This window comes from Paenibacillus sp. 2KB_20 (genome assembly GCF_052115765.1).
Classification (GTDB): domain Bacteria; phylum Bacillota; class Bacilli; order Paenibacillales; family Paenibacillaceae; genus Paenibacillus_AQ.
In genome coordinates this window covers 45,181-65,878 of the sequence record NZ_JBFRHH010000008.1, presented here as the reverse complement: position 1 = coordinate 65,878, position 20,698 = coordinate 45,181, and the positions used below count along the sequence as shown (strand labels likewise).

General features: G+C 48.5%; 21 protein-coding genes. 4 read left to right on the top strand and 17 right to left on the bottom strand.

Features of this window, described 5'->3' with window-relative positions:
* Nucleotides 1-147: 147 nt before the first annotated feature.
* Together AB4124_RS22470 and AB4124_RS22465 are read right to left on the bottom strand one after the other, a co-directional pair.
* Nucleotides 148-1,776 (bottom strand): helix-turn-helix domain-containing protein, encoded by a 1,629-nt coding sequence (locus tag AB4124_RS22470; protein WP_441974238.1) that lies wholly within the window; start codon nt 1,774-1,776, stop codon nt 148-150.
* A 109-nt stretch (nt 1,777-1,885) separates the two neighbouring features.
* Nucleotides 1,886-2,893, bottom strand: coding sequence for an ABC transporter substrate-binding protein (locus AB4124_RS22465; RefSeq protein WP_441974237.1), 1,008 nt, complete (start codon nt 2,891-2,893; stop codon nt 1,886-1,888).
* 243 nt (nt 2,894-3,136) lie between these two features.
* On the opposite strand from AB4124_RS22465, the gene AB4124_RS22460 reads away from it, so the two are divergent.
* The gene (locus tag AB4124_RS22460) at nt 3,137-3,664 is read left to right on the top strand and encodes a GNAT family N-acetyltransferase (protein ID WP_441974236.1); all 528 of its coding nucleotides are present in this window, start codon (nt 3,137-3,139) and stop codon (nt 3,662-3,664) included.
* Between the two features lie 37 nt (nt 3,665-3,701).
* Here AB4124_RS22460 and AB4124_RS22455 read toward each other — a convergent pair whose 3' ends face one another.
* The gene (locus AB4124_RS22455; RefSeq protein ID WP_441974235.1) at nt 3,702-4,499 is read right to left on the bottom strand and encodes a formate/nitrite transporter family protein; all 798 of its coding nucleotides are present in this window, start codon (nt 4,497-4,499) and stop codon (nt 3,702-3,704) included.
* Between the two features lie 272 nt (nt 4,500-4,771).
* On the opposite strand from AB4124_RS22455, the gene AB4124_RS22450 reads away from it, so the two are divergent.
* Nucleotides 4,772-5,368 (top strand): YjgB family protein, encoded by a 597-nt coding sequence (locus tag AB4124_RS22450; protein WP_430203869.1) that lies wholly within the window; start codon nt 4,772-4,774, stop codon nt 5,366-5,368.
* A gap of 108 nt (nt 5,369-5,476) precedes the next feature.
* On the opposite strand, the gene AB4124_RS22445 is transcribed toward AB4124_RS22450, so the two are convergent.
* The 4 genes from AB4124_RS22445 to AB4124_RS22430 all read right to left on the bottom strand — a co-directional run bounded on the left by AB4124_RS22445 (nt 5,477) and on the right by AB4124_RS22430 (nt 10,051).
* Nucleotides 5,477-6,478, bottom strand: coding sequence for a phosphotransferase enzyme family protein (locus AB4124_RS22445; protein ID WP_441974234.1), 1,002 nt, complete (start codon nt 6,476-6,478; stop codon nt 5,477-5,479).
* Nucleotides 6,479-6,536: 58 nt separating this feature from the next.
* Nucleotides 6,537-7,319 carry a DeoR/GlpR family DNA-binding transcription regulator gene (locus AB4124_RS22440; protein WP_441974332.1) on the bottom strand — a complete coding sequence of 261 codons (783 nt, stop codon included), beginning with the start codon at nt 7,317-7,319 and terminating at the stop codon, nt 6,537-6,539.
* Between the two features lie 191 nt (nt 7,320-7,510).
* On the bottom strand, nt 7,511-8,494 hold the full coding sequence (locus AB4124_RS22435) for a formylglycine-generating enzyme family protein (RefSeq protein WP_441974233.1): 984 nt from the start codon (nt 8,492-8,494) through the stop codon (nt 7,511-7,513).
* A 96-nt stretch (nt 8,495-8,590) separates the two neighbouring features.
* Nucleotides 8,591-10,051: a sulfatase gene (locus AB4124_RS22430; protein ID WP_441974232.1), complete on the bottom strand. Its 1,461-nt coding sequence runs from the start codon at nt 10,049-10,051 to the stop codon at nt 8,591-8,593.
* A gap of 255 nt (nt 10,052-10,306) precedes the next feature.
* On the opposite strand from AB4124_RS22430, the gene AB4124_RS22425 reads away from it, so the two are divergent.
* Nucleotides 10,307-11,110 carry a helix-turn-helix domain-containing protein gene (locus tag AB4124_RS22425; protein WP_441974231.1) on the top strand — a complete coding sequence of 268 codons (804 nt, stop codon included), beginning with the start codon at nt 10,307-10,309 and terminating at the stop codon, nt 11,108-11,110.
* A gap of 14 nt (nt 11,111-11,124) precedes the next feature.
* Here AB4124_RS22425 and AB4124_RS22420 read toward each other — a convergent pair whose 3' ends face one another.
* The 10 genes from AB4124_RS22420 to AB4124_RS22375 all read right to left on the bottom strand — a co-directional run bounded on the left by AB4124_RS22420 (nt 11,125) and on the right by AB4124_RS22375 (nt 18,717).
* Nucleotides 11,125-11,733 (bottom strand): class I SAM-dependent methyltransferase, encoded by a 609-nt coding sequence (locus AB4124_RS22420; protein WP_441974230.1) that lies wholly within the window; start codon nt 11,731-11,733, stop codon nt 11,125-11,127.
* A 106-nt stretch (nt 11,734-11,839) separates the two neighbouring features.
* Nucleotides 11,840-13,729, bottom strand: coding sequence for a squalene--hopene cyclase (gene shc / locus AB4124_RS22415; RefSeq protein ID WP_441974229.1), 1,890 nt, complete (start codon nt 13,727-13,729; stop codon nt 11,840-11,842).
* Between the two features lie 198 nt (nt 13,730-13,927).
* Nucleotides 13,928-14,710 carry a sulfite exporter TauE/SafE family protein gene (locus tag AB4124_RS22410; protein ID WP_441974228.1) on the bottom strand — a complete coding sequence of 261 codons (783 nt, stop codon included), beginning with the start codon at nt 14,708-14,710 and terminating at the stop codon, nt 13,928-13,930.
* Between the two features lie 162 nt (nt 14,711-14,872).
* Nucleotides 14,873-16,000 (bottom strand): MBL fold metallo-hydrolase, encoded by a 1,128-nt coding sequence (locus AB4124_RS22405; RefSeq protein ID WP_441974227.1) that lies wholly within the window; start codon nt 15,998-16,000, stop codon nt 14,873-14,875.
* A gap of 112 nt (nt 16,001-16,112) precedes the next feature.
* Nucleotides 16,113-16,688, bottom strand: a complete 576-nt coding sequence (locus AB4124_RS22400) for a sulfurtransferase TusA family protein (RefSeq protein ID WP_441974226.1) — start codon at nt 16,686-16,688, stop codon at nt 16,113-16,115.
* A gap of 109 nt (nt 16,689-16,797) precedes the next feature.
* Nucleotides 16,798-17,094 (bottom strand): rhodanese-like domain-containing protein, encoded by a 297-nt coding sequence (locus tag AB4124_RS22395; RefSeq protein ID WP_441974225.1) that lies wholly within the window; start codon nt 17,092-17,094, stop codon nt 16,798-16,800.
* Nucleotides 17,095-17,121: 27 nt separating this feature from the next.
* The gene (locus AB4124_RS22390; RefSeq protein WP_441974224.1) at nt 17,122-17,481 is read right to left on the bottom strand and encodes a rhodanese-like domain-containing protein; all 360 of its coding nucleotides are present in this window, start codon (nt 17,479-17,481) and stop codon (nt 17,122-17,124) included.
* 43 nt (nt 17,482-17,524) lie between these two features.
* Nucleotides 17,525-18,010: a DsrE/DsrF/DrsH-like family protein gene (locus AB4124_RS22385; RefSeq protein ID WP_076321091.1), complete on the bottom strand. Its 486-nt coding sequence runs from the start codon at nt 18,008-18,010 to the stop codon at nt 17,525-17,527.
* Nucleotides 18,011-18,088: 78 nt separating this feature from the next.
* The gene (locus tag AB4124_RS22380) at nt 18,089-18,316 is read right to left on the bottom strand and encodes a sulfurtransferase TusA family protein (RefSeq protein ID WP_076321090.1); all 228 of its coding nucleotides are present in this window, start codon (nt 18,314-18,316) and stop codon (nt 18,089-18,091) included.
* A 140-nt stretch (nt 18,317-18,456) separates the two neighbouring features.
* The gene (locus tag AB4124_RS22375) at nt 18,457-18,717 is read right to left on the bottom strand and encodes a metal-sensitive transcriptional regulator (protein WP_441974223.1); all 261 of its coding nucleotides are present in this window, start codon (nt 18,715-18,717) and stop codon (nt 18,457-18,459) included.
* Between the two features lie 258 nt (nt 18,718-18,975).
* On the opposite strand from AB4124_RS22375, the gene AB4124_RS22370 reads away from it, so the two are divergent.
* Nucleotides 18,976-20,628: a CoA-disulfide reductase gene (locus tag AB4124_RS22370; protein ID WP_441974222.1), complete on the top strand. Its 1,653-nt coding sequence runs from the start codon at nt 18,976-18,978 to the stop codon at nt 20,626-20,628.
* The last annotated feature ends 70 nt before the right edge of the window (nt 20,629-20,698 follow it).

Here is a 20,698-nt window from a genome sequence, read left to right as displayed (position 1 = left end):
AGAGTTCTTCTTGCAGCCGCCTATAGGATGAAATAAAAAAGGGCTGGTCCTTAGTCATATTGACTTTGGGATCAGCCTTTGTTTTTCTTATACGGAACGTTATATGGATGATAGTTGGTTCATCATGCGCAATCTATTAAAAGCGTCCTATGTCAGCACCCTCAGCACATCCTCAATCTTTTTCCCATGAGAGATCACCCCATAATTCATCCAGGTCAGAAAATCAACCTCATACACGCAGCCGCTCCTAACTGCCGGAAGTGATCGCCATTCTGGGGCATCGAGCAAACAACGTTCCTCGCCTTCCCAGGAAGAATGACGCTTGTCGAACGTAATAAACAGATGATCGACATCCAGCAGCTTCAGACATTTCCTGGACAGGATCGCATTCCGGGCATCCCTGGACAACTGCTGAACAAGTGGATGCGGGGTCAGACCCAGATCCCCGTACAGGATTGGCCCCGTATACCCGTGATACGGACCCGAATATAAACTGATTCCAAGCGCCGATATACGAAGACAGGCCACGGTTTGGGCATGGACAGAGCGCTTAAGGAGTCTCCTGGCTTCACTAGCTTTATATTCGTATTGTGAGATGACATCCTGCACTCGGTCCTTCCTACCCAGCAGGTCCGCCGATTTACGCAGTGTCATGCGCCAATCCTCACTCGCATGCGGGAACTCATACGTTGGAGCTAGCCGTCCCAAGCCGTCGTCAGACATCCAGTGCCTGAACCCCCTATCCATCATAATTAAGTCCGGCTTGTGACGAGCAAGTTCATCGATATCCTCCTGCTCAATATCAATTACAGGGACGTCATGCAGACCAAGGTAATCCTGTCTCCCCCATCTGTAGTGAGCGCATTGCACGACCGGTGTTATGCCGAGGGCTACCAGAAAATCTTCAAGGAATGGCGCAAATACCCGCATCTTCTCCTGATGACGTTGACGGCGATATTGTCCGGGAGAAATCCCCACGGTTTGTTTGAATCGACGATTAAAATAATATTCGTTGTTAAAACCAACAAATTGTGCAATATCCAGCAGCCGATCATCTGTCGCCAGCAGCAACTGTTTTGCCCGGTCAATCCGGACCCCGTTCAGATAATCAAGGGGGTACTTGGTCGTGATCTTTTTAAAAATCCGAGTATATTGCCAGCGTGCGACGTTCGCAAGCTCTGCCAACTGCTCCACAGTCCAATTATTTCGATAGTGCTCTTGTAGATGTTGAATCGATTTCTCAACAGCCTGGCGCATATTCATATGGTGAGCAGCGTTCTGATTCTGCCGATATAAAAACAGCATGAACGCCTGAAAACGCACATGAATGTCGAAGGATTCCAACTCGCTATAGGTATCGCGCTGCCGATAAATGCCCTCCAGGTATTCAATACATTGAGAGAACGGGAGACATGACCATTCGGCCTGATGCTGGTACGGAGCAAATTGAGGGTTTCGTACAGGCAATGCCTGTCCAGAGGGAGTTCCCTCCATCCCCCAAAGTTCATAGGTTAACAGATAGAAACCCATGCCGTCCGTTTCAGAATGAATACGTGCTGTTGAGCCGGGGGTTATGTGATAACTTCGACCTTGCCGCATGTGAAACTCCGTTTCCTCCAAGTGCAGTCGCCCCGTGCCGGCCGTCAAAATCAGCAGTGTGTGCTCGTTGTCAACCAGAATTTCTTGCTGCCAACCCGTAGATTGCGTATGAAGCTGAATATCCTTCAATACATAAAATAAAGAAGTTCGGTTAAACGAGCTGGTTTCCGCCTTCATTTCATCTACCCCTACCCGAGAATCTATTCATACATAGTGCAAAGAAACAGAAAGCTCGTCAACGCCGTTGACAGCTTCCTGTTTCTATTCCAATACGGAGATCATCTCCTTATTGGACAAACCACTTCAAGAGATCGTCGGCTTTCATCATATTGGCTGTGACGGCACCCGATTGCCAATGAGTTCTGTCCGCCCTGTACACATGTCCATTTTTAACAGCGGGAACCGACTTCCAAAGCGGGCTGCCGAATACTTGCATCGCTTCTTGATTCTCCTCCGAGTCCCAATTGCCGTTGGATGGAAAGATAATGATATGATCAGCATCCAGCTCAGGGATTTTCTCTTCGGATAGTATGGCATGAAATTCCGTCATATCTCTCGCAAACGGATGCGGAGTCAAACCCATTTCTTTGTAGATATTGCCGGTATACCGGTTATCAATGCCAAAAAGGGCAAGCGTTTTATCCCCAACATTTAACCGGAGCACGGCTACTGTCTCATCACCAACAGCCTGTTCCAGTTTTTCCTTGGTATCAGCCATCTTCTTGGTGTATTCGTTATGTACATGCTTGGCCTCTTCAGGAATGCCAAGAACATCACCAATCGTCTCAAGAATTTCTGCTGGGCTCTGCAGGATGGACTCTGGCAGCCGATACGTAGGAGCTATTTTGGAATAAAGCTCATATTTTGCCGAATCTGCTGCTCCGTCGACAATGATCAAATCCGGACTTGCCTCCAGCAGCGATTCTATACTTCCCGTTATATCAAAGGTCGGGACTTCCAGCCCCAAGTAATCCTGTTTCCCCCAGCTTGGATGATACCACTGTACAACAGGTGTAACTCCTAGAGCCAGCAGATAGTCCTCCAGATAGATCCCTACTACCCTCTTCGGATTTACTGGTATTTCGACCTCACCGAACTCATCCTTCATCATTTTGGTATCAACAGCCCCTTGTTTTGTCTCGTCCTGAGCGACCTGCTCCCCCACCTTTTCCGTGAATTGCCCGGAAGGTGCTGCACCCTCCTTGTCCTGCGGTGTTCCGCATCCAGCCAGAGCCATCACCAGTACAAGTAATGCTATCATCCATCGGGTATTCTTAGGATATGACCTTGCCATAAATCGTTTCTCCCCTTGCCTGTTGTTAAAAGGTACGAAAGAGATTCTTTTGTTTATACTGATTATGATAATCATTCTCATTTCGTTCAGGAACATTGTATCTCACTCCATGTGATCAAACAATACATTTTCTCAAATCATTTCTTATACAAACGCGAAATAAGAGCTCCCTGTCAGGAGCCCTCTTCTCTTCCTAAATAAATCTCAATATAATGATTACTATATCTACCTGGGAGGAAGAACATGTTTCCAATACTAGAGACTAATCGTTTAACGCTGCGGGAAATCCAACATCAGGACGCTGAGGCTATCTATAGCTGCTTCTCGAATGATGAGGTCACTCGATATTACGGACAAGACACGTTGACTACCCTCGAGCAGGCTCATCAAATCGTTGAGCTCTTCGCAAACAACTACAAGGAGAAACGCGGGATTCGATGGGGCATCGAAAGGAAAGACGCGCAAGGTCTCATTGGCACGATTGGGTATAACGTATGGTCTCCGCGGCATAAGAGGGCCGAAATCGGATATGAATTACATCCTGAATTCTGGGAGCAAGGTTATGCAAGCGAAGCTGCTTCCGCCGTCATCGCATATGGTTTTCAGGAGCTTGGCCTGACGCGTATCGGTGCCGTTGTTTTTATGGAGAACCAGGCTTCCCACGCGCTGCTGACCAAACTCGGTTTTGAAGCGGAAGGTATCCTTCGCCAATATATATATCAAAACGGTGTGGCACACGATACGCGGGTGTACTCATTATTAAAAAACTAACCACTTGCGTTAGGGGTTCTACATAAACCTCTAAGCTTCATTCACCCGGAGATTCCTTGGCATCCAGAAACGGTTTGTTCACAAAATAATACATAAAGCCCATCAAGAGCACGCCGCCAACCAAATTGCCAATCGTTACCGGGATCAGGTTATGCAGTACGCCCTCCAGTGAAATCGTGCCGGGATGATTCAGCACGAGCGCAATGGCAAAGGTGCACATATTCGCAACGCTGTGCTCATATCCGGAAATGAAGAAGCAGAATACAAACAGCATCATGGCAAACATTTTGGCGCCGTCGCCCTTCAGTGACATCGGGATGAAAAAGGCAAGGCATACGAGCCAGTTGCACAGAATTGCCCTGAAAAACAGCTGCACTGTCGGGGTGGTCATTTTGTGCTCAACCACATCGAGCAAAAATCCGTTCACGGATGAATCCATAAATAGTCCCGTTAAGAATATCAGCAGCGCAAACGTGCACGCCCCCAAGATATTCCCCGCGTAGCTGAAGACCCACAGCTTGACTACCTCGAGCCACCTTAGTTTCTTGCGCAGAGCGGCATACGTGTAGTAGAACGTGTTTCCCGTAAACAAGTCCCCTCCCCCATACGCGATCAGAATGATCGCCGCGCCAAACGTAATGGCGGCCATCGGGTAAGTCAGGGGGGAATGCTCCAGATAAAAGAAGTTGCCTGTCTTAAAAGCAACAATGACGCCAAAGCCGATAAACATGCTGGCGAGCATGGAGCGGGCGATGTAACGAAGTTGGCTTTGTTTGAAGATTTTGTGTTTTTTGAGAGCAAGCTGCTCCACCTTGAGTAATGATTCGGTTTCCATAATTCCTCCTGAAAAAGTCGGTTCTATATAGATTACACGATTTTTCCAATAATTCATATCACCTCATGCATCATTACCCCATTTTCCCCGACGAAACATTCATGGAGGGCTGAAATCGATTTCGCGTCCTGGTATCAAATCTGATATTTCATCTTCACAGAATCGTAACCCAATGCCGCTAAGCTTCCACTATCATGGGAAGATAAGTCTGGCACACTTGTTTGATGCACAGCGCATGTGGTAATTAGTTGTTACAAAGGAGAGGATACAACATGAACTTGAAACAACCAGCAAAAAAAGCAATCATCACCTTGACTATGGCAGGAGTCCTCGGCGTAAGTGCTATCGGCGTAAATCATGCTGTTTTTCCGCTGCAGCAAGCAGAAGCTGCCACGGCAGCAAATGCTGGCGATTATGCTGCAGAGCACGCGCTTAAGACACTCAACAGCTTCTATAAACCTGCATTAAAGGGACAATTCCCTGGTGCCGTCAGCGGTTTAACGATCGGCAAAAGCACAAAGCAGGACGTTTATAAAGCCATTGGCGAGCCTTCCGTGGCAGGCAAGGATGCCGATGCCTTCGATGTATACGGGGCCAACATGGGGAATCCAGGCTACGCCTTTTCCTATAAACTGAACAAAATCCGTGAGATGCGATACTTTGGCACGAACGTGGAACGACAGACGAACATCGGCGGCATCACGATGAAAATGCTGAAACAGAACTGGTTTGCACCGAATGCTACAACCACTTTCAAAACCGGAAAAATCAAGCAAACCAAGCTCACGTATAACCGTGGAGATTACAAATTGGAGTTCATCTTTAACAGCAGCACAGAGCTGGACCATATTAATCTGCTGAAAAAATAACCGTGATTCGAAACTCTTACTTTCCTAATTTATGGTTAACCTGTCCAAAAACATCGGAAAGGCCCGGTCTCTTAGAGAGCCGGGTTTTTCTGATAAAGCACCCATTTCTTACATCAAATACTGAAACAACATATCATCCAGCCACTCCTGGCTGTATTCCATCCGCTTAAATCCAGCAGCTAGCATATCCACCTGTTCCCTTAACACATGAGACTCATCGGTCCCTTCCCGATAGCGGCTCAAAAAATGCAGAAATACATCCACCATACGCAAGCGCATGAGAACCGGAATCGCGGCAATCTCCTCTGCGCTCAGTTGAACGCGGCTGGCAAATCCTTCGCAAAACTGCTTTATGGCCTTCCTCTCGTCCGCGATTCCCAAAAATCCCGAGATGACAACCGCAGGCTCCATCGCTCTCACATCCCGTGTGCAAAATTCAAAATCAAGTAAAGCGGTGACCGTGTGGGGGTGCTCCGCGTCTACCAGCAGGTTCGAAAGGTTCAGATCGCCATGAATCAGCTGTTGCGGCAGATTTTTTAGAGATTCTAGCCTGCTGCAAATATCGGCGTATGCTTCTTTTAGTATATGAAGTGCCTCTCCTTGATCCTTGAACTCCAATGGCGGCTGCTTGCAAAAATCTAGAATGAATGCTTCGCTGCATGCAGGATAAGACTGAAGCAGCTCGTAATAAGGCGGATACACCGGCCTCATTCCGATTGAACAAGCCGCAAGGGCATTTACCAGTCCCCCCGTCTTCTCCCCGAAAGAATACGATGCTTGAGTGCTGCCTTCTTCCGGACGTTCTCCTTCAATATATGCAAATAGGCAAGCATAACGATCACTCCCATCCTGAACCTGAACCATCCTATCGCCAGACACGGAAGGAAGAGGAGCGGGAATCTTAAAGCTCAGCGGCACCCTCTGCAGCGATTCCAGAACGGCAAACTCAAATTCGATTCTTGCCTTATCTCGATGTGTATTATAAATGCGCATGACCGAGCTGCGCTGCTCGTTATGAATAAAATAGGTCGTATTGTTCCAGCCCGTAGGACCATTAACCAGGTCACCGTTCCACTCTGGCCAGTGCGCTTGCAGAAGAAGCTGAATCATGTTTCTACCTCTCTTACCTTTCAATCTTAAGTTATATAAAGTTATATCGAATGGTTCATCATTTTGGTGCAGCTTCTTCTGCTTTCGCCACAATGACCTTTACGCCAAGCTCCTGGATCCGATCCATAACCTGCTGATCTGCCTTCTGATCGGTAATTAACACATCCAGATCTTCGACGGCACCAGCTCTGGCAAAGCCATCCTGTCCGAGAATCCGATGCGTTGCCATGCCAATTCTGCGGCGGGATACGGCAGAGACCGCGCGGCCAAAAGCGGCAACTTCAGGAGTAGCCATGTATATTCCCTCATCGGAAATACCGCCTCCACTAACGAAACTGATATCAAATTTAAATTGACGAATAAATTCGTTAGCAAGCACGTCTGTGATATTTCCGGAAGGTTTCACCCGTCCACCAATCAAATAGGTGTCAATCCATTCGCGTTCGCGCAGAGCTTCTGCTACACGCATGCAGTTGGTCACGATGGTCAAGGGCATGTGCTCCGGAAGATGCTTCAGCAGTAAATAGGTAAGCGAGCTGCTGCCAATGAATAACGTATCTTTTTCTCGAACGTATGAAATGGCTAATTGAGCAATGGCGTTCCCTTCCGGAGAGCCTTCACCATACCGCTGTTCCGGAGCCACGGGCGGCTGCCTGACTTTCATGGAAGGAATTGCGCCTCCGTGCGTTTTCTGGAGTAAACCTTGCTCCTCCATCATTGTCAAATCCCGACGAATCGAATCAATCGATATTTCAAATCGCTCGGCCAAGTCCTTGGCAATCACCCGTTTATCTTGATGCAGCAAAGCAAGAATTTTCTGACGACGTTCCTCGGCAAACATTCCTGATTGATCTTGCACCATACTCTTATCCTCCTGTTTATTCCAAAGTTTTCCGCTTTGCACCTCCATTATATTCGTTATTGTTCCATTTATCAAGCATTTTCCTTCTGTTTTGTTCATTTATATGCATTTTCAGGCGCGAAACATCCTTGGAAGACGCTCCATCATCACAATACAACCGATGGCATATTCTACCTCTTCTCCCTAACCACACGGAAACCGCAATTGCCCGTCGAACTGTCGGGTGTATTCCCGCTGCGTGCCGCGACTCGATAACGGTTGCAATAGGATCTGTGGCACAGGTACGAGCCGCCGCGCATCGACCTTCTGCCAGTAGACTCACCAAAGAACGGATGGATGGCCGAGGTCACTTGATGATAGGACGGGCTGAACCAATCGCCGCACCACTCCCATACGTTGCCGGACATGTTATATAATCCGTAACCATTCGGTTTATAGGCATCCACCGGCGCGGTACCGATATATCCATCACTTGCATTGTTTTTAACTGGAAACTTGCCCTGCCATATGTTGCATTGATGTTCTCCGTCCTGTTTCAGCAGATCTCCCCATGGATAGGTCCTGCCCTCCAAACCGCCGCGCGCCGCATACTCCCATTCCGCTTCTGTGGGAAGCCGCACGCCAGCCCAATGGCAGTAAACAACCGCATCGTTCCAGGATATATGTACAACCGGATGGTCCATTCGGTCTTCGATGCTCGAATCCGCTCCCTCGGGTGCAGCCCAGTATGCACCCTCGACCACCAGCCACCAAGGCACTTCTTGCGGGACTTGTGCAACTCTTGCCTTGGTTTCCTCCGAAGCCAGCAGTTCAAATACAAACGACCATCCAAAATGCTCCGCTTCCGTGACATAACCGGTTGCTTCCACGAAGCGTTGAAACTGTTCATTCGTAACGGCATACGGTGAGATCTCAAATCCGGAAACGGTTACGCTGCGAGCCGGCCCCTCGCCGTCACGCGGAAAGCCTTCTTGCGAATTCGTGCCCATCGTAAACGTCCCTCCAGGGATCGTGATCATGTTGGCATGGAGCTCAGGATGAGACTGGTCTTGATATTGGCCTTCTCTTATACTGCCTTGGTGATCCTTCTGATCGGCTTCTCCCAACTGCACTTTCGCTCTTACGCCAGCGCAACAAGAATGTTGTTCTCCCATGCTCGGTTCCTCCTATACTTAACCAGTCCTATGCTTGATACAGAGAACAGGACAACCACTACCGGAGCGGTTATCCTGCTTCACTTAACTATAATATTATACGAATTCCTGCGGGTGGCGGCGCATCAATTCCGGAACGGCTTCCCCGCGGCCTGTGTTCTTCAAACGTTCGATATACCGGGGCAGATGACCTTTGGCATGGTAAGGTCCTCCCTCCTTCATGACCGTCCACAACGGGTCCACGTCATACGGCATCGTTGACATCATATGATCATGCCATTCATTCAGAAGGTATACGGCCTCTCTGCAAAGATCCGGTCTTTGGGCTGCCCGATTGTCCTGCTCGTGGACATCCTCGGTGATATGGAACAGCATTTCTTTGTCAAACAGATGATAGCCGTCATGATATGTTCGAATGTAGAGCCATTCTCCAAACCGCACGCTTCGCTGACAGACATGGGCGCATTGAGAGACCACCAAATACTCCCTGCCGCTGCCTTTTCCGCTTCGCAGGCTCTTCGCATAACTGATGCCATCCCAGCTTCGAACCGGTGCAACGTTCAAATATTCCGCCATCGTAGGCAGAAGATCCAGATGATAGTGCAGATTGCGATCCGTTATCCCTTTCATGATGCCAGGTCCCCGGATAATCATCGGGATGCGGCAGGTTCCCTGATCCGCTGTGCCATGTTCACCATAAATCCCAAGCTCCCCCATGTTCTCGCCATGATCCGCTGTAATGATAACGATCAGATCATCCATTACTCCCTTGTTCTCCAGCAATTCAAAAATGGCGCCGATGTGCTCGTCCATATGCCGAATGCCGCAATCATAGCCATCCACCATCGTCCGCAAATCCTCCATCGTCCTGATCTCTCCGGGATGACGCGGAAAATCAGGGGAAACTTCACTATTATACATGTTAATTTCGTTCACCCCATGCGGGCCAACCTTCTTCTGATGCTCCTGAAGCACCTCTTCGGTAATCCAATCGGGAAGCGGCTCATGTTCGAAAGGATTTCCCAGCGACTGGGGTGCGCGATATGGTGTGTGCGGATCCCAGAAGTTCACATAGAGCATCCAGTTATCTTCATCGGCATTACGATCCAGCCAATCCAGCACGACTGGAGATACTTCTTCTGCCGACTCCAAGCCGCCCTTACCTGTATTATACATTTCATTGAAGCCCGCGTAGAAGGTCCAGGAGGAATGTCGTTCTCCAAACGGACTGATCAAGGCGGTTTTCATGCCGGCCCGGCGGAATATAGCGGGAAAACTCTCCGACCCCAGCTTGTCGCGGAAGTCCCTGGTCATGCCTTCATGCCGGACATCAGCAGCCGTGCCTCCATGACCCACAACACCGTTATGAATGCCAAACTTCCCCGTCATCAGCGCGGTTCTTGAAGGAAAACATGGAGCGTCGGAGGTATAGTAATTGTCAAAACGCACGCCTTCCGCCGCGATTCGGTCAATATTCGGCGACGTATTCCGATGATAGCCATAACAGCCTAAATGATCCGGCCTGGTCGAATCCAAATCCAGTAATAATACTCTCATATCGTCATCGTTTCCTTCCTCTTGTCGAATTCACTTACCCTTCCTTAGGACTCATGTCAGCGTTTACAATAATCCTGCAATTGTCTGAAATTATAGGCTACTCATCTATTCGTAGTCGATGTACATTTCATAAATAAGTTGTACGATTCTACTCCATTTTCAATTAGGAAGATTATTAAAAGCTATGAACAGCTACTCATCAGAAGTATTATTGTGCTAGGCTATAGGTATAAAATCACTACGGGGTGTTGTTCTATGATCCAATTGATGAGCGTAAATTTTGATGATTACATTCCGAATTGGCGGACACAGCTGGAGACGATTGAGTACAATGTCCTGGTTGTGGTTATAGAAGGCAAAGTGAAATATGAGATCAACGGGGAAGAAATCATTGCCGAAAAAGAAGACGTGCTCTTTATTCCCCGATCGACGCGCCGTAGCGGCAGCAACTGGAATGGCATTCCCCATCAGAAACATACCATTCTCTTTACATTGGATCATCAAGGTTCCACAGGCATTCCATTCTTGGATGCGGGCCGATGCATGAAATTCAATCTATCCCATATCCAGTATGCCTACCATCGTTGCGAGCGCTTGTACGAGGAAATGCGGGGAGGCAAAAGCTACCGCACCATGATCTGTCAGGGCATTATGCAGGAGCTCATCGGCACGTTGGCCCGTGAACTTGAGAAAACCGAGCTGGCACCCAGCAAACGTAACTACGCGGATACCATCAAATCGTTTCTGTTGGAGCATTACCGCGAACCTATCGAAATCGATGGATTAGCGAAGCTAATCCATCGCTCTCCGAGCTATGCCGCAGCCCTCTTCAAAGAGGTGTACGGTCTTTCCCCGATTCGGTATATGCATCAGCTGCGCGTGCTCGAAGCGTGCAGCCTGCTGCTACATTCGGACATGACGATCACCCATATCGCCCACTATTTGGGTTATTATGACACGTCCTATTTTTATCGGATGTTTAAAAAATACATCGGCCTGTCACCCTCCGACTATGTGCAGCAAGGCGATCAGTCCGATGTTTCCATGCTGCTCTCTTAATTCCCCGCTGGCTTTCATTCCGTTGTTCGCGGTTTCTGGCCTGCAAACTGAATGACATGAGACAAGCCTTGATGCCCCTGGCCCTCATGCCGAACGACCTCTCCCATAAAAAAGTGGACAATCCGCCAATCCGCAAAGGACACGAGGAAATCCTCAGGTACGTATAAAAACTGCTGATCTTGCGGCCCCCCGCTGCGATAAGGAATCTGGTACGTTGAATACACTTCGGTGAGAAAATATCCTCCCGGCTTCACCGCTCTCTTCACGCCTTCTAAAGTCCTCGTTCTCAATGCCTTGGGAAAATGTCCAAACACACAAATAATCTCATCCCATTGATCCTGCTTCCACTGCGCTTCGTGCAGATCCACAAGCTCTGTGCGAATCTGCACATTGCAGGCTTCCGCCAGTTGATTGGCTTTGTTCAGGCCGGATTCCGCGTAATCCCATACGGTTACGTTCATGCCTTCCCGGGCCAGAAACACCGCATTCCGTCCTTCTCCCTCTGCGATAGCCAGTGCGTCGCCCGTTAAACCTAATTTCTTATGCATGTCGGCTATAAATACATTCGGGTCCGTTCCAAATACGTAATCGTCCCCCTGAAATCGTTCATTCCATGGATTCATCGTTTGAGCACCTCATTTTTTGACATCATTATGGTTCTGTACGGGCTAAAGCCCAACTCCACAACACCATATTACCATTCCTATCAGATAAACGCAGTGTAACTCCTCAAGCCCCGTATTTCTTCTTGTAATGACTCAGGGTCAGGAGCGGCCAAATGTACCGGTAGCTGTGATAAAGCGTATAGAAGTTGCCCGGAAGCCCTGCGCCTGTTGGGTATGTAGTCGCCCAACCATCTTGTTGCAGCAATTCAATCATCTTGTTTATTCCTTTATCCACGGCAGGAGACGGTTCCGGCAGAACCGCGATGAGTGCATCGAGTGCCCAGGCGGTTTGGGAGGGCGTGCTTTCCGCTAAGGGCGTGTAGTGCATCACTCGGTCGCTGGTACAGGATTCTCCCCATCCCCCGTCCGGATTCTGAATCCGTGTGAGCCATTCCGCTCCTTTTTGGAGCGCCTCATGGGCTGCCGGAAGGCGCACAGCCTTTAGACCCGTCAGCGCTGCCCAGGTACCGTAAATGTAACAAATCCCCCATCTCCCATACCATGATCCGTTTTTTTCCTGATGAGAAATAAGCCAGTCAGCCCCCCGTTTGATGAAATCGTATTTCATGTCGAATCCGCAAAACTTCCCGAGGTATTCGAGCGTGCGGCCGGTCAGGTCGGCTCCTGAGGGGTCAATGGCGGCGGATTTGGCACCGTCTATGGCAAGCCATGTGAGCATTTCCTTGTCGGTGTTCTTCTCGAACGCGGGCCAGCCGCCATCCTTGTTTTGCATGGAAAGGACCCAGTTCAGTCCTCGATCCGATGAATCCTGATATACAGGATCGGTCTGAGATAGGCTGTGAATCGCTCTTAAAGCCGCCGTTGTGTCATCTACATCGGGATTCAGGGTGTTGGTCTCGGAGAATCCCCAACCGCCGGGAATCGTATCCCGGTTATGAACACTCCAATCGGCCGCTTTGTCCTGCTGCCTGGATACAAGATATGCAGTCGCCCGCTGTACTGACTTATGATCACCGGGAACACCGGCCTCCTGCAGCGCATGGGAAATCAAGGCCGTATCCCAGATCGTGGAAGGTGAATTCTGAATCGTTGCTTTATCTTCATAGCGATACTGCATCGCCGTCAACCCTTGAACAGCGTTCATGATGAGCGGATTGCGTTTATCATAACCCAGAGCAAGAAAGGCAAATAACATGAGGATCGTGCTGCTTGCGTAAGTGTAAAGCGTGCCATCCGATTCAATCCGATTGAGCATGAACTGCTCTGCCTTGTGCAGAGCGGCTTCATGGATATAACGGGGAGTCCCGAGCAGTCTGCTGAGTCCCAGTCGTATACTTTCCACGATCTCCCGATTTTCCTGGGGGGAAGGCTCATCGTGATTTTGGCGGGAATCGAACAAATCGGATAGATCCGGTGCTTTATCGGTTGATATGGAGAAATTACGGTCAGCCATGATCAGCATAGGAATAAGGTGGACGCGGGAATAACCCGAGAACTCAAAGAGATTCATTGGCAAATACGTTGGGAAGAGGATGATTTCCATCGGTATGAACGAGATCGATGCCGGCCATTTGCACTGTCCCGTCGCAGCAAGAATCGCCTTCGTCAAAATGCTGTTGGATTTCCCTAGTCCACCTTGCGATTGAATGTAACGCCTGGCCCGCATCAGCGGCTCGTCCGTTGGTACACTGTACCCTGAATAGAGCAGTGCATAATAAGCATCGATGGAAGCGGATAAGTTACCTTTTTCTTCGTCCCGATACCATCGCCAGCAGCCCTCAGGCTGCTGCTCGGAAAGAATGCGACCATGCAAACGTCTAATAAGCCCTTCATCCTGAATATCCAATATTCGAAAGAGGATGATCGTATAAGCATCCATCGTGATCCCGTTCTCAAAGCAAAAATGCCATGACCCGTCTTGATGCTGCCGCTGCATGAAGAAGTCAGTCAGCTTCATGATTTCCACATCTACCGTGCTCCGTACATTGCCCATTCCTATCGTACCTCCATCAAACGCCATGAAGAACATTATATGAACACCGGGAGGAGGAAATGATGTGCTGCGAGTCATCACGTGTTTCTTTTCCTTAAATACACCAAAAAGGCCCCCGAATGGTTCGGGAATAGCCTCTTTGTATGTGAAATATAGTGGATCTATCAGGGACAGTCAGGATGCACCTGGAGCCCGCAATCATAGAATGTCCAGCCAAATTTTGATGGCGGTTGCCAGGATCAAAACTGCCAGCATGATCTGCAGGACCTTCGTATTCATCTTCTTGCCCGCTGCCGCTCCAAGCGGAGAAGCGATCAGACTGGCAACAACCATGATGAGGGCAGGGATATAATCCACTTGTCCCGTCGTCAGCTTGCCTACCGTTGAGCCAATGGATGAGATGAAGGTGATCGCAAGCGAGGTTGCAATGGTCATCCGGGTTGGTATTTTCAATACAACCAGCATAATCGGAACGAGCAGAAAGGCGCCGGCCGCTCCGACGATACCGGCTCCGATTCCGACCGCAAGAGCCAGTCCAGCGGCGAGCCACTTATTGAACTTGACCTGGTCCAGCGGAATATCGTCCACGCCTTTGTTAGGAATGAACATCATAACGGCTGCAATAAGTGCCAGTATTCCGTAGATGAGGTTGATACCGCCTTCACTCATCATCTTGGAGCCGAAGCCGCCGATAAAGCTGCCCAGCAATATGGCTGACCCCATATAGATAATAAGCGTCTTGTTCAGATATCCGCCCTTACGGTACGCCCAAACGCCGCCGATCGTGGCAAAGAATACCTGTACGGCGCTTATGCCCGACACTTCATGTGCCGTGAATGCCGCAAGACCGAACAGCGGCGGGATATACAGCAGCATCGGGTATTTGATAATCGAGCCGCCAATGCCAACCATCCCGGAAATATATGAGCCAATGAATCCGATTAAAAATATCGTGATGATGAAGGTTATATTCAGTTCCATCCTGTTGCCCCCTTACTTCTTTAGAAAAGGGAACCCTTATGGTTCCCCTTCTCTTTATAATCTGTGTTGTTCCAGGCTCCATCTTGTTCTGACTTCTGAACTGAGCATCCTTCGTGCATATTTTGTTAATCCATCTATAAAGAACGGATGGTCTGGTCAGAATTAACGCACCGCACACCGATTCGGTCCGATCTCCATCTCGCGCTGCTGGTCCGTGTCAGGATTCAATTTCCCCATGTTCGTTTGACGGATTTCCTGATAGCTATTAGGCTGTGGCGGCAGATTCTTCGTTACGATCGTTCGGAACTCTGCTTCATCGGTTATATTCAGACCATGGTTTTCCCGGTAAAGTTCCCCAAGTTTCTTCGCAACCGTTCCGTCCTCATTCAGTTCTTCCATGATCATAAAATGGGCTGGCAGCACGATCAAATCATCCGATAATTCGGTATAACGGGCATAAAGCGTCTCCCGCAAATCGCTAACCCAATCCTGTGCAAGACCAGCCAGGTCCGGGCGGCCAATAGAATCGATAAACAAAATATCGCCTGTCAGCAGGTACTGATCATCGATAACAAACGAAGTGGAGCCGATGGTATGCCCCGGGGAATGGAGCGCTTCAATACGGATTCTTGTGCTGCCAATCATCACCTCGTTACCATCCTCCAGCGGTTCGTACTTATACACAACCTCGCCGGCATCCTTCGGCGGAAGCCAGTAAACTGCCCCCGTCTGCTTGGCAATCATTCGACCACCGGAAATATGGTCCGCATGCAGATGGGTATCAAACACATGTTTAATTTCTGCATCAATGCTCTCAGCAAATTCAAGATAAACCTCCGTCATGCGGGTTGGGTCAAACAATGCTGCTTCCCCGTTCGATACCGCCATATAAGACAAGCAGCCTTTTCCTATTCGAACGAACTGATAAAGCGTGCCGCCGTCTGCCAAGTTGCCGACTTTCAGTGGTACAAGGTGTTCACTCCAGGCTTTCATTCCGCCTTTCAAGTACGCGACATTCCGGCCGTGCTCGGCCAACATCTCAGCCACCATCACCGACGATCCTTCCTTGGCGCATACTACGAGTACTTCTTGATCGGACGGAATCCGATCCAGAATATCTTCCACCCCGTCAATCAAATCAAAGTAAGGGATATTCAAATGCTGAATTCGTTCGCCTTCAATCTTCCAATCTTCGAAATCCGAAGGGTTCCTTACGTCCAATATGAACAGGCTCTCTTTCTGAATCGCCTTCATGGCCACCTCTTGTGCTTTCATTTCTCTTACTGTCATGTTGTTATTCCTCCTTGTAAGTTCAGTAATCATCTATAAATGCTTCAACCTGCGTTTTAAAGCTCGGAATCACGCAGCATGCTTTAAACAGGCGGGCTTCTTAACCATTAGATCAATCGTTCAAGCTCTTCGTTTGTCCATCCCAACCGCTCATGCCCGGCACGACGTTCACAATGCCTGTAAAGCCGTTAGCTGCAAGCTTCTGGGCTGCCATGTCACTGCGGGTTCCGGTACGACAGATGACGTAGATCTCATCCTGTTTGTTCAGCTCATCCATACGTTTATCCAGTTCACCAAGCGGCATGGATACCGCATTCGGAATATGCTCAAAGGCAAATTCCGCCGCTTCTCTCACATCTAGAACAACGATTGGCGCGCCGGACTGCAGTTTCTCCTCCAACTGAGCATGATCCGCTACATGCGGATAGGTTCGTTCTGTCGTTTCTTCGCCGGAAGCTTTGCGCAAATAGTGCTTCAGAACATCACCCTCTTCAATCGTTCCGAGATATTGGTGTCCTGTGCTTTCAGCCCATGCCTTCATGTCGGCCTTGGACCCTTTGTCGGTTGCCTCAACCTCCAGCACTTGACCCGCTTCCAGATCCTTCATCACTTTTTTCGTGCGGACGATGGGCATCGGGCATGCCAGCCCTTTTGCGTCAAGCTTTACATTGGATTCAATTGCTGTCATATAATATCGAACCTCCATCGCATTATTTTTCATATACCACCTGGGGTATATTTTATTTCAAAAAAAAGGTGCTCCAAACACACCTATTCTTTCTCAAATGTGAACACAGCTACTCTGTTTTGCCTTCCCATGCAAGCATGCCGCCCGTCATGTTGACAACTTGATAGCCTTGACCCTCCAAGTATTCCGTTGCCCGGCCGCTGCGGCCACCGGATCGGCAAACCATGACATATTCCTTTGATGGATCAAGATCCTGTTTGCGAAATTCAATCAAACCCAGCGGAATGTTGATGGCGCCCGGAATTTTCCCTTCTGCGACTTCTTCCGTTTCTCGCACATCGATAATATTCATAATAACCCCATCATTCAGCTTCTGCTCAACTGCTTTTGGAGAAATCTCTCTCATGCTGATAAACAACTCCCTATTACAAATTTAGGACCAGGCACTCATGCCGCCTTTGACATTGGTCACCTTCTCAAAACCTGACTTCCTCAAAGATTTGCTGGCTTTATTGCTTCGCATACCACTCTGGCAGATCAATACGACTTCCTGATCCTTGGAAAGCGAATCGCTGCACTGCAGAAGCTGATCCAGCGGAATATTTCGAAAACCCCGAATGTGATTTCCCTTGAATTCACCCGGTGTACGGACATCAATGAACTGTTTGTTTGTGTCCTTCAGCTCATGCTTCAGCTGTGACGCGGTAATTTGTCTGACTCCCTTGGCCGGGAGAGTTCTCCATACGAAAAACAGGACAATGAGTGCAATGAACATGATATTGAGTATATTCATCTTGAATTTCTCTCTTTATAGAGGCATAATCGCCTCTATTCCATTAGATAAACAAGTTCACATTGCCATTCTGGGCATCACCCAAATACGCCGCAACACCCGCGTACTCAATGCCGTCAAGCAATTCTTCCTTTTGCAAACCTAACAGATCCATCGTCATGGTGCATGCGACCAGCTTCACGTCTTGCTCCTGTGCCATCTCAATCAATTGCGGCAGCGGAACGGCATTGTGCTTCTTAATCACACCCTTAATCATTTTGGGACCCATTCCGGCAAAATTCATTTTGGAGAGTCCCATTTTATCGGACCCGCGCGGCATCATTTTCCCGAACATTTTCTCCATAAAACTCTTTTTCTTAGGCAGCAGCACATCCTCTTCCTTACGCAGTGCGTTCAACCCCCAGAAGGTGTGGAATATCGTTACCTCATGGTCATACGCGGCAGCGCCGTTTGCGATGATATAGGCAGCCATGGCTTTATCATAATCGCCGCTAAATAATACGATCGTTGTCTTTTTTGGTTCTGTCACGTTATGATCTCCCCCTGTGAAATGATTAATGAAATTGGCTTACCCTTACCCCCATGGGTATAATGGAACTTAAAAAATTTAGCCCTTTTTAACCCAAAATTTTAACACACCGCCGTCCTCTTGATGATCCAGCAATTCATTGCCTGTCGACTTGGCCCATGCGGCCAGATCGCTCTTGGCGCCTTGATCGGTCGTATGAATCTCAAGCACTTGACCTGGTTCCATATCCTTCATCTCTTTCTTCGTTTTCACGATTGGCATAGGACATGCCAAGCCTGTTGCATCCAATACTTTATCCGCGTTCACTATAATTCCTCCTTAGAAGTGATGAAAAAATATTTATTATAAATTAAATACCCATAGGGGTATATTAAATGATATTGAATGTCGTGTCAATCATGTTGTAGTTTCCATCTTGATATGGATCAAAGCGTTAGGTCCTTCGATTATCTGCTTCTTACGAGCAGATTTACCGCTTCTACCACAAGCTTCTCTGTGTCCTGCCCGCTCTCTTCGGCTTTCTGTACGCACTCGACAAGGTTTGAGCTGACTACGACGCCTATCGTCCGATCTATAGCCGACCGAGTTGCCGACAGCTGGGTTATGATGTCCTTGCAATCTTTGTTCTCCTCCATCATCTTCAGGATGCCGCGCAGCTGACCTTCGATGCGTTTCACCCGATTCTTCATCTGATCATTGTAATTCATCTCGAATCCCTCCTGTCCATATACTTTGTTATTATATTTAACCTAGAATTCATATTGTTTTACATGATATCAATATATACCCCTATGGGTATATTGTCAAGAGCAAGATGCCACATATCCATAACGACTAGTCTGTTCACCGCTTGTTTTATCCTGTTTGATATTTGTCACACACAGCATGGCTGCTATATGTTATGATACCCCATAGGGTATACAAATTCAATTCATAATATACGCCAATTCAGGGAGGAATAGACCATGAGCAAAAAAATCGTCATTGTCGGCGGCGTAGCTGGAGGGGCCTCGGCAGCAGCCAGACTACGGAGATTGGATGAGAGCTCTACCATTATTTTAGTAGAACGCGGTGAATATATTTCGTTTGCCAACTGCGGCCTGCCCTATTATATAGGAGAAACTATACAGGATCGCAATAAACTAATGGTTCAAACCGTACCCGGCCTCAGCAGCCGATATCAGCTGGATATACGGAATCTAAGTGAAGTTACGTCCATTCAGCGTGATGAGAAGATGGTTACGATTAAAAACCTTAAAACCGGAGAAACCTACACGGAGAGTTATGATTACCTGATCCTGTCGCCCGGAGCGAAGCCGATTGTGCCGGATATTCCCGGCCTGTCGGAATCTCGCAACGTATTCACATTGCGCAATATCCCGGACACGGACCGAATCAAACAATTTGTAGATAATGACAACCCCAAGGAAGCCGTTGTTGTTGGCGGCGGGTTTATCGGACTTGAGATGGCGGAGAATCTGGCCGATCGCGGCATTCAGGTGACTGTCATTGAAATGGCTAATCAGGTTATGGCTCCTCTCGACTACGAGATGGCTGCTATCGTCCATTCGCATCTTAAAGAAAAAGGAGTCCGTTTAATACTTGAGGATGGTGTTCGGGCATTCCATGACGGCGGACAACGAATTGAACTTTCCAGCGGGAAACAAATAACAACCGATATGATTTTGCTTTCTATTGGTGTTCGTCCCGAGAATGTACTGGCGGTAGATGCAGCTCTTCCTGTCAATGATCGCGGGGGGATTCGAGTGAACGAGTATTTGCAGACGGCTGATCCGAACATCTATGCCATCGGAGATGCGATCGAGGTGAGGGATTTCATCCTTCAGAGTCCCACGATCATTCCGCTCGCAGGTCCTACCAACCGGCAGGGACGCCTTGTTGCAGATCATATTTATGGAAAAAACAACCGTTACAAAGGCACACTCGGTTCCTCAATCGCCAAAATCTTTGATCTGACGGTTGCTGCGACAGGTGCCAATGAAAAACGCCTCAAGCAGATGAATGCACCTTACCAGGTTATCCACATTCATCCTTCGTCACATGCCGGATACTACCCCGGGGCGTATTCGATATCATTAAAGCTGTTATTCCATCCGGAAACTGGACAAATCTATGGCGCACAAGCCGTTGGAGCAGATGGCGTGGATAAACGTATCGATGTGATTGCGACAGCGATCAAGGGGAATCTCAGCGTGTGGGACTTGACGGAGCTGGAGCTTTCCTACGCTCCCCCCTATTCCTCTGCCAAGGACCCTGTCAACTATGCAGGATATGTCGCATCCAACATGCTGGATGGCTTGGTTGAAGCCGTACAATGGGACGAGATCGACGATCTGGTAGGAAACGGTGCAACCTTGATCGACGTCCGTGAGCCTAAGGAAAGAGAAGCCGGTTATATCCCAGGTTCCATCAACATTCCGTTGAACGACCTCCGCAACCGGCTGAAGGAATTGCCAGAGAATGAAACCCTGTACGTTACCTGCCAGGTTGGGCTGCGTGGATATTTGGCGGCGCGTATTTTGAACGAGCATGGATTCAGCGTTAAGAACCTGGACGGCGGCTGGAAAACGTACGCAGCGGTTTATAAGCCATCATAGTCCTTCCTAACTAAATCGGTCTGGAATCGATGGACATACTGCATGCAATAAAAAAACAACATGCAAAAAG